Consider the following 9,399-nt stretch of genomic DNA (forward strand, 5'->3'; position numbering starts at 1 on the left):
TCCAATATTAAAGAAGTCCGCAGAAACGATATTCACGAGGTTCGAAACAATCAGCGGCAAGCTCGCCGTATCTGCAATAAACCCGGCAGCCATGACAAATGCTAATGTCGTACCTTTGTTAAAACCAAGTGCTAATAACATCGCAATCACAATGGGCGTTAATATCAATGCTGCGCCATCATTGGCAAATAAGGCCGCAACCGTTGCACCCAGTAGCACGATATAACTGAATAGTAATCTTCCTTTACCCCCACCCCACTTGGCAACATGTAATGCAGCCCATTCAAAGAAGCCACTTTCATCTAAAAGTAGGCTAATAATAATCACGGCAACAAATGTCGCCGTGGCATTCCACACAATATTCCAAACGATTGGAATATCTTGAAAGCTAATGACACCAAAAATAAGGGCTAAAACTGCCCCTGCCGATGCACTCCAACCAATCCCCAATCCTTTGGGTTGCCATATAACAAACGTAATTGTTAGAACAAAAATTAATGCGGCAATAAACATAACAACCTCGTTTAAAAGGTGCTTTTGTGCACCTTTTATTTTTAGAAAATGAAACTTATTCTGCGATCTGACTTAATGCTGATATCCCCACAGGCTCTGTTTCAAGCAAAGGAACAAGTGCAACACGTTTTGCCAATGTTGATGTCACCTTTTCAATTTGAGCGACTTCCTGTTCTGCTCTTGAAAGTAACAATGGTGAGGTTGTTTCCGTAATAGATAGGCTATTATTAATTACCCACGCCCACGGATGTATATCTGCCCGTATTAAATCATTTTGTAAGTTCTCCGCCTCAAGCACAGGCGTAGTTTCAGCGAGTGTCGTAATAATAACTTTGGTGCGTTCAGGATCTTGTAATTGCATCATCGGCGTTAAATAGTGGCCTTTTTCGCCCATTTTTTTAGCAATTTCTTTATGGTATGCCCCTGTTGCATCCAGAAGTAATAATGTATGCCCAGTCGGTGCAGTATCCATGACGACAAAACGTTTACCCGCGTCTCTAATGATGCGAGAAAAGGCTTGAAACACCGCAATTTCTTCTGTGCATGGAGAGCGTAAATCTTCTTCAAGTAATGCTCGGCCTTGTGTATCTAAATCTTTCCCTTTGGTTTCTAATACATAATGACGATAACGTTCAGTTTCAGCGATAGGGTCAATTCGGCTAACTTGAAGATTGGGTAAAACACCATCGAGGGTTGATTCAATATGCGCGGCTGGATCAGATGTCGTCAGATGTACATCAAGCCCTTTTTCTGCCAATTTAACCGCGATTGATGCCGCAATCGTTGTTTTCCCTACACCACCTTTGCCCATTAACATAATCAGCCCGTGCTGTTGCTGAGATATTTCGCCAACCAGTTCTGACAAGGTAGGTAAAGAAATAGGTTGTTTTGTCGGGGTAATAGTTGGAACTTGTAGCATATCATTAGATAACAACTGTTTCAGTGCATCAACTCCAACCATATTGATATTTTGTAAATAAAGAATATCGATAGGTAACGAACGTAATGCTTCAGGCATAGACGCTAATGCCGCTTGTTCACGAGAGTAGAGCGCATGGGATAACTTATCATTTTCAGTCATCGCCGTTTCAGGGAAAACACCATTGACAATCAATTGCTGATTTTTGATACCCAGAGATGACAACTCGCTATAGGTTCTCGCGACTTCCCTCAATGCAGCAGACTGAGCTCGTGCAACCAAGACTAGCCTTGTTAGTGATTTATCACTCAACGCTTCCACCGCCATGCTGTACTGCTCACGTTGTTTATCAAGACCAGACATTGGCCCTAAACATGACGCGCCATCAGGATTGTCACTAATAAAATCACTCCATGCACTCGGGAGTTGTAATAAACGGATGGTATGCCCCGTTGGTGCGGTATCAAAAATGATATGGTCAAATTGCTCTGTAATTTCGGTATTGGTTAACAACCCGGTAAATTCATCGAAAGCGGCAATCTCTGTGGTACAGGCACCTGATAGCTGTTCCGTAATACTTTGAATTACCGCTTCAGGTAAACTTTCTTTGATTGGATTAATAATTTTGTTTCGATATTCTTCGGCTGCGGCTTGAGGATCTATTTCAATAGCAAATAGATTTGGAACCAATGTTATTGGCTTAATATTGTTGCCTATCGATTGAGAGAATACTTGCCCAACGTTAGAAGCTGGATCAGTGCTCACCAGTAAAACTTTTTTCCCTTTTTCAGCCAACTTAATTGCGGTCGCACAGGAAATAGAGGTTTTACCCACACCACCTTTTCCAGTAAAAAATAAATAATTAGGTGTGTTATTTAAAAATTTCATTTTATTGCTCCTGTTAACAACACGTTTTACCATTACCACAACACGATTTAACAATTTCAGCTTTTTCAATATTCGGTCGAATACCAAACCATCTGGCTATCTCATGTCGTTTTGGGTATCGACCGGTCAGCACAATCTCACCGTCAAGAATCAATAGTGGAAGTGACTCGGCACCTGCGGTTTCCAAAAATGTTTTTGCTTTTGTGTTGTTAACAAACGCCATAGGCTCTTGCGCTAAATTAAAACGCCTTATACTTGCCCCTTGTTTTTTTAACCAATCCACATCTGTTGCGAAGTCTACCAATGCTTGATCGACTTCGGTTCCGCAAACACCAGTGCTACAGCATAATGCGGGATCAAATACTTCTAGTTTTTTCATATCTCAACCTTATATGTGGTTTATCATATATGTTAATTTAAAAATTTTTTATACAGAACAACTACTCGCAGACTCTTTTGTCTCTAAGCGCTTGAGCAAATCTGCAACTCTATTTTTCTCTGTGGCATAGGTGACATCAATGATACTTTTCACCCAAGGTAGCAATGCTGGAGATAATCGATAATGAACCCATTTACCATGCTTTGAATCGAGCAAAAGACCCGACTCTCTGAGCATTGCCAGATGTCGAGAAGTCTTTGGTTGCGATAAATTTAAGGTCGTGTAGATATCACAGACACATAGCTCACCAGATGCTTTCAAAAGCAACACGATATCCAATCTGGTTTGGTCACTGAGTATTTTAAATAGCACTAGTGGTTTCATACCTTCTCCTATATTTAATGTATATAAGGTATACTCAAAAAATACATTCGTCAAAACATATATGATAGCCTATGAATTCTCTAAATGGTTTTTTTTACAACGCTATCTTTATTAATTAATAATCTCTTACTGAGGAGCTTAGAACTTACAATTTTTCAATGTAATAGCATCGAGTGTTAATACTATCGTATAAGATATCGTCTGTAGCCCTTGATATTACAGGGCAACGAGCAAACTTTGGACTTTTCGATGAAATGGGCGCGTAACCCCTATTTGATCTGCTTGAACTCTAGGCACTACAAAGATACATTTTGTTTTCGTGCTAGATCATAGGTTGTTGAGTAGACAAGTATCTGATCTTTATGACCATCTTGATATTTATTACCAATTGAATCATAGCTCGAACAACCCGCAGAGATAAGCCCTTGCTTGTTTCCCTTTAGCGTTAAGTAAATCATTTCTGACATAGCTATTCCTTTCCATATGTTAAATTTACCTTGATTAATGCATTTTTTCCTAAAATTTGCAATAGGGATAGCTGTCACGTTGAATCAAAATCGACTACTTTTTGTTCTTAACTAAATTGTTGTTGAGATGTTATCTGATATATACAATAAATTCATATTTTGGTGATAACGCCGCTATACGGCGTTATTTGTTACGAAAAGGTTCGTAAATAATGCTTATGAAGAAAAATAGCGACTGTTTAACGATATTGTACCGCTGGGAGTTATGGGCTTACACTTACTAAATTGGCTTATTTACCAATGATTCAATTTTTAAGTTGGCTCGTTCAAGCCAATTTAAGCTATCAATACAGTCCTTCTCATTAATAATGATAGACAATACTTGATTATACAAATCATTATTTAGCATAAATTTCATACTATTCAAATAGCCATATAATGGGTCCCTAATTATCACATCATCTGCCGTGACTGATTGTGCACATGCCCGATAGCGGATATCTTTAATGTTTTGTACAACACTCATACAAGCTGGACAGTTGGCTTTGTATTTCTCTAAATCAGAATATCGCTGTCCTTCAATCCCTTCCATTGCAGAATAACTATTACCCAACGCTGGCACTGAGATCAGCGTAGTTATCAGAATGAAAGGCAAGGATATTTTAAGTTTCATTTTGGATTCTTAGTTTAGGTTGTTCTGCTGTTCACATAGCAGTTGCAACTCAGTCCATACCTCATTTTCCGAGGCTTTTAAAACCTCATCCAACTGATCTGGTGTCGTTGCTTCTAATACGGCTTGTCTATTCTCACCACTTAACTTACCGGACATGATTTGTACACCAGACATGATCATAGAGTGATATAAGTTCTGACGTTCCTTTTCATCTGATGAAAATATGCTATCCAGCATCTCCAAAACCCCGTTATAGCGCATAATTTCACTTTCACTGCACTGTGACGTATTCATTAGGTGTTTGAGCTCGTGTAGCTTCTCACGCGCTTTAAATAGGGCATAGTTTAGAACTGTTTGATCTCGTTTCATTTCTGCCATCACATAATTAGGATTTTGAACGTTACAATTTGAAATTTGGTCTGCCTTAGCCATTCTGCTCTCCTGCATTTGTATTTTTACTATTAGGTAATACTCTAAACACACCTGTCTGGTAATTCATTATTATAGAACAGGAATTATTAGTCGGTTGTAGCCTTGCTTCGATGTAAACAAGTTGTCCTTTCTGACCAAAATTAGCTGCTATTTCTGCTATTTTTCCGTATGCACTAATGTTAAACCAATCTGTTATCGGGTTTCCTTTCGAGTCATGCCGGTTAATTGCAACAGAGAAGTAGGTCATTGCCTCACCGTTACGTTCTGAATACTTCAGATTATCTTTCGGGGACGAACCTAATCGTGCGATCAGTTGCACCTTGTTAAGTAATTCCATAGTTAAGCCTGAATAGCTTCAGTGTTGGATTCGGTTTCGCTCGGTTCGTTCTCATCATCATTAGATGCGGCGGATTCATCATTCGCAAACTTCTGAAGAACATCATTAAGCAGGGTCACAATTGTTACCGGCATTTCGACAGTCACTGTTTCATCATTTTCTTGAATATCAGCAACTTTGTCGTGAATTGTTGTGCGGATTTCACTTAATTGTGAAAACACGGAATGTATTTCTTTTTTTGAAAAAGGTACTTTCTTCGCTGAAGGTACAAATTTCCGTGTGACTTTATTTTTACCGCTGTCAGTCGCCTTCTGCAATCCTGCAATGATCACATCATATGCCTCTTGATTAGTTTCTTCACACTCAAGCAGTATTTCTATGGCTAAATCTGAAGTAATCAGGTTCTTCCTGACAAGATCAGTGATTCTGTAATCTGCTCGGAACAAGCGTAATAATCTGTTGATCGTAACAACACTTGTATTCGTATATCGTGCAATTTCCTTTTTTTCCCATCCCATACTAAGTAAACGATGGAAACCATCAGCTTTTTCTAACGGAGCTAAAGGTTTCCCTTCTGAAGATGTCAGCATATTGACGATTTCGAGTTGCTGACTGCCTGAGAACTCCGTGACGTATACGCCCTTAATCGTGCAGCCTTCTTCCATTGCCATGCGTAGAGCGCAATATCTGTGGTGTCCGTCAATAATCTGTAAGCGTGGCAGATTATCAACCGTTATAACTTTCACAACGATAGGTGGAACATAAACACCTGATACATACGAATTCTTGATACGTCCAGCATGTTCTGTATCGATCTCCCGAAGATTGAAGCCTTCCTGTACATACAGTAACTCAACGTTAACGCGATAAATATCACCACGCGAACACACTTTTTCCTCAAAGGCATCAGACATTTTGCGTAATGTTGAGATATTGTGTGCTTCAGTATTTTTCTTCAGCTTAGGGTAGGGTAGGTCATTGAGAAGTACCTTGCTCATATTCGAATTTTGTTGACTGCTATTCGTTGAAATTGCTGCGTTAGTATTCATAGTCCTCGCCTTGTCATTGTGTAACTAGGTATTATTTTTATTCGACGTAAGGCTATCACACAGGATTTTCTATTTTCCTTAGTTACATAAGGAAAACGACATCATTTCGATTTATGTGCATTGTTATCAATTAGTTAAAGGCGCGCAACTCCAGAGGGTAAAAGGGTTAAAGGTAATTATATCAATGATATATCGCAACAATCATAAATTGATAATGATTGTTTCATTATCTTAATAATGTTCAGAAATATGAATATAATTCTAAAGTTGCTAACTTACTTTTGGACAGAAGCAATTTAGAGTATGGGTTTTAACGTGCGAAATTTGGATTAGAAAAAGTATCTTGAAACCTTAAACGTTTGTATGGGTTTGTACTATCTCACTATGTATAAGCCGATTGTAAGTAACCTCATAAGCACTAGTATAATAATCAATTATTGACTGATCGCCGCCTTGTTTCTGATATAAGTCGATATACCGAAACAGCCCGTTGGACGCATTTAGAGCTTGTAACCATATTTCATTATCTTGAAACAAAGAACCATCGGGTTGGCGTCGTAACTTGGGACTCTATTTAAGTACTGACAAGTGATATTCCCAGTCTAGTGAATCACTTTTTAAAAGAGTGCTTAATGGAAGTTCTTTCAACCCTGCATACTCTCCTCCCATATCGTACGTCCAATGCCATGGCTCATCACAAGTTACAACCATCTCATACAAACCTTTAAGATCTTTCTCATAAGCTCGAATAGCGATTAGCGTCTCAGAGCTAATTTGTTGATTTTTAACAAATTTTAAATTCTCTAGACCTGCACGAAACGCCAAAAACGCAAACAAAGGACCAAGAACGCCGCCAATATAACTACCAAAGCTTCCCCAGTCACTCTGCTCATTTGAGAGACCTGAGTGAAACTTTATAAAAAAAGCACCTAGACTTATACCTGTAATAAAAACAGCAACAATAGTTGCTATATTATCTCGAATTAGATTATTCAAATTATTCCCCAAAAACCTAGCCGCATTAAGGTGAGCAACGCTACCGCCAAACCTAAACCATTGCACCTTAAACACATAAGCTGAATCAAACCCAAAATGCCACGCATTGCGAATCACTCTTAAACAGTTTGTTAGCTCGCTGACTTACGTTTTTCGTCCCAAGTTTCAAGCACAAACATCGCTATTGTATGCGCAGAGTTAATTGCCAAACGAGCATGACGAGGTTTTAATTTATACATAATTCGACCCTCACCGTGCGCTGAACTGGCATGTGTGCGAAATGCTCCAATACCGTCAACAATTGACAGAATGCCTGATAACACTCTTTTTAAGTCATCATCTTGAAGTAATTTAGGATCGAAACCTAAATCATCACGCACAACTTTCCAAACGTTTTGTAGATCTTGCTTTTGAGGTTGTGCTAATTGCTCATCAGCAATATAGACCTTAAATATGGATTCCAAAATGTTGCAAGCTGCTGACACGGATTCTCTAGGCTCAGAGTTTACATTTGCTAGCGCTCTTGTAAATTCAGCTTCAATTGAGGGAATGTCTCTACCTTTAATAAAGTCAGACAAGGAGCGACTTGGAGCTGAACTACCATCAGATACAATACCGCCATTAATGTAAGTTAGATTGCACTGCGCAAGAATTGACTCAAGCTTTTCTTTGAATTCCTTTTTATGATTTGTAACGTTAGTTCCCCACAGGAAGACCTCTTCCTCTTCTTGCTTTGGTAACTCCATATACGTTTCAATCAACTTACCAAGGACTTTTAGTGGTTCGCCTGATTCTTTGTTAATTCGTCTTAGCCACGCTTGAACTTTAACGGGTTTAGAACCTTCAGGCGGTTCACCTGGAGCATCAGCATATAAGAAAAGGTTATCGAGACTTGCATGAGTTTCGAGTGTAGATAAATTGTCTGATAAAACCGCTATTACGGGCGCGGGAATGTCTTTTCTCATATTGCCTCTTAATTAAAAATTGATGATTGTGAGCTAACTCTCTGTTAAGGGGTGAGCAACGCAATGCTAAAGCCGCCGCACACCACCTTAATCACTTAAACCAACGCATAGTAAAAATGCCACGCGTTGCGAATCCCTCTCGAACAGTTGGTTAAAGGTCACTTTTCCACGTATTGCTTAGACTCTTCACAAATCCAGCTATAGTGTTCTGGATTACTACTATAGCGGTAGTTATCGAGATAAAACTTTAACCTTTCAACTTTACCTAACTTATCCCTGTCAATGGCTGAAATAACTAAACCTCTTGAGATATTGTACTGTTTTTCATCTAACTTCTTAACATGAGATAGCGTTTGTGAAACTACGCCAAATGACTCAATCATCCGAGAGTTGTTTCTGTAAAACTCCGAACATGATAAGTACACATTTTCACCTCTCAAATAGGATTGATATGCTTGATCTTCTACTTCCGTGAGATGCTTTTCATTTGCGAGGGAGCTAATTAAATTATCTTAACGATATTTTATGCTCGGATATTACTCTATCCAGCTTTGACTGCTTGCTTGACTCAATCACCTGCAAACCTAGAAACAGTATTGAAACAAGAGTAAATATAGGAGTTAGAATCCCACTGATATACGTACCAAAATTCGCAAAGTCTTGTGTTGTTGCATATTGATATAAATCATGAAATTTGAAAAAGTACGGAGCAATAGTAAGAATCACCGTTATCAGTAAAATGACTATCAACGTTCTAAGATGTTTCATTTATTCTCCTGACCTTTAACAGTGTCTTTTTAACAGACATTGTCTTCATAAAATACAGACGTCATAGCAGCAACATGCTGTTCTATAGGTCTTATTCTTCCTTCCACTCAAAAATTGCTGAACATGTCTGTATAATTATAAGTGCTCAACTAGACTCATAATCTGCCATTAGGATAAATAGGTCAATAACTGACTTAAGAACGTGGTCAGGAATCTTGAGCTAAGCAGTTTTGGGGCATTATCGAGCTATAAACACTCATGGAGCAACATCGGAAAACCTTCGATTTACAGTATTGATGCTAAAGCCGTCTATCGATCATACTATGGTCACATTTAGTGAATAAGAGAAGCTGATTATGCATGGAGAACAACCACAAAAGGTATATAGATATCGAAACTTCAGTGAGTTGACCCTAGATTCTTTGTGCCTCGACAAACTGTATTTTGCTAACCCCAGTTCTTTTAATGATCCCATGGATTGTCAGCCCACGGTCATTTCTGACTCAAGCAAGCAGGAACTCCAAGCAATTTGTAGTGGTTTAATAAATTTGGCCACCTGAACAGAGGTGATATGCTCACCTCAGAACAACACAGGTGCCTTAATGAAAAAACGAAATTTCAGTGCAGAA

At 38.8% G+C, this 9,399-nt stretch carries 11 protein-coding genes and 1 pseudogene; all 12 read right to left on the minus strand.

What is annotated here, in order from left to right; all coding sequences use genetic code 11:
• A partial coding sequence (locus tag G6Q48_RS21250) for an ArsB/NhaD family transporter (RefSeq protein WP_256372939.1) occupies positions 1-513 on the minus strand: 513 nt, incomplete at its 3' end.
• 55 nt (positions 514-568) lie between these two features.
• Entirely contained in the window at positions 569-2,320 is a 1,752-nt protein-coding gene (gene arsA / locus G6Q48_RS21255) for an arsenical pump-driving ATPase (protein ID WP_166268334.1), read from the minus strand.
• A 13-nt stretch (positions 2,321-2,333) separates the two neighbouring features.
• Complete coding sequence (gene arsD, locus G6Q48_RS21260; protein ID WP_096865004.1) at positions 2,334-2,699, minus strand: arsenite efflux transporter metallochaperone ArsD; 366 nt, start codon at positions 2,697-2,699, stop codon at positions 2,334-2,336.
• Positions 2,700-2,747: 48 nt separating this feature from the next.
• Positions 2,748-3,083 carry a metalloregulator ArsR/SmtB family transcription factor gene (locus G6Q48_RS21265; RefSeq protein ID WP_166268336.1) on the minus strand — a complete coding sequence of 112 codons (336 nt, stop codon included), beginning with the start codon at positions 3,081-3,083 and terminating at the stop codon, positions 2,748-2,750.
• 302 nt (positions 3,084-3,385) lie between these two features.
• A pseudogene (gene tssD, locus G6Q48_RS21270) lies at positions 3,386-3,550 on the minus strand (type VI secretion system tube protein TssD); the annotation flags it as partial.
• Between the two features lie 280 nt (positions 3,551-3,830).
• Entirely contained in the window at positions 3,831-4,223 is a 393-nt protein-coding gene (locus G6Q48_RS21275) for a hypothetical protein (protein ID WP_166268338.1), read from the minus strand.
• Positions 4,224-4,232: 9 nt separating this feature from the next.
• A complete protein-coding gene (locus G6Q48_RS21280) occupies positions 4,233-4,655 on the minus strand; it encodes a hypothetical protein (protein ID WP_147675444.1) in 423 nt (140 codons plus the stop codon).
• Positions 4,648-4,992 (minus strand): single-stranded DNA-binding protein, encoded by a 345-nt coding sequence (locus tag G6Q48_RS21285; protein WP_023159966.1) that lies wholly within the window; start codon positions 4,990-4,992, stop codon positions 4,648-4,650. Before G6Q48_RS21285 ends, G6Q48_RS21280 begins: the two co-directional genes overlap by 8 nt.
• A gap of 2 nt (positions 4,993-4,994) precedes the next feature.
• On the minus strand, positions 4,995-6,041 hold the full coding sequence (locus G6Q48_RS21290) for a ParB/RepB/Spo0J family partition protein (RefSeq protein ID WP_166268340.1): 1,047 nt from the start codon (positions 6,039-6,041) through the stop codon (positions 4,995-4,997).
• 570 nt (positions 6,042-6,611) lie between these two features.
• Positions 6,612-7,037, minus strand: coding sequence for a hypothetical protein (locus G6Q48_RS22085; RefSeq protein WP_207393062.1), 426 nt, complete (start codon positions 7,035-7,037; stop codon positions 6,612-6,614).
• A 131-nt stretch (positions 7,038-7,168) separates the two neighbouring features.
• Positions 7,169-8,002, minus strand: a complete 834-nt coding sequence (locus G6Q48_RS21300) for an abortive infection family protein (protein WP_166268342.1) — start codon at positions 8,000-8,002, stop codon at positions 7,169-7,171.
• A gap of 158 nt (positions 8,003-8,160) precedes the next feature.
• Positions 8,161-8,427 (minus strand): hypothetical protein, encoded by a 267-nt coding sequence (locus G6Q48_RS23145; RefSeq protein ID WP_166268344.1) that lies wholly within the window; start codon positions 8,425-8,427, stop codon positions 8,161-8,163.
• Positions 8,428-9,399 lie beyond the last annotated feature (972 nt).

It is taken from the genome of Providencia sp. M-27 (assembly GCF_011077905.1).
GTDB classification, from domain to species: domain Bacteria; phylum Pseudomonadota; class Gammaproteobacteria; order Enterobacterales; family Enterobacteriaceae; genus Providencia; species Providencia huaxiensis.

Excerpts from the sequence above, each read along its gene's own strand:
- G6Q48_RS21280 (WP_147675444.1), bottom strand. The coding sequence starts at position 4,655 with ATGGCTAAGGCAGACCAAATTTCAAATTGTAACGTTCAAAATCCTAAT.
- G6Q48_RS21275 (WP_166268338.1), bottom strand. The coding sequence starts at position 4,223 with ATGAAACTTAAAATATCCTTGCCTTTCATTCTGATAACTACGCTGATC.
- G6Q48_RS21265 (WP_166268336.1), bottom strand. The coding sequence starts at position 3,083 with ATGAAACCACTAGTGCTATTTAAAATACTCAGTGACCAAACCAGATTG.
- arsD (WP_096865004.1), bottom strand. The coding sequence starts at position 2,699 with ATGAAAAAACTAGAAGTATTTGATCCCGCATTATGCTGTAGCACTGGT.
- G6Q48_RS21285 (WP_023159966.1), bottom strand. The coding sequence starts at position 4,992 with ATGGAATTACTTAACAAGGTGCAACTGATCGCACGATTAGGTTCGTCC.
- G6Q48_RS21300 (WP_166268342.1), bottom strand. The coding sequence starts at position 8,002 with ATGAGAAAAGACATTCCCGCGCCCGTAATAGCGGTTTTATCAGACAAT.
- arsA (WP_166268334.1), bottom strand. The coding sequence starts at position 2,320 with ATGAAATTTTTAAATAACACACCTAATTATTTATTTTTTACTGGAAAA.
- G6Q48_RS21290 (WP_166268340.1), bottom strand. The coding sequence starts at position 6,041 with ATGAATACTAACGCAGCAATTTCAACGAATAGCAGTCAACAAAATTCG.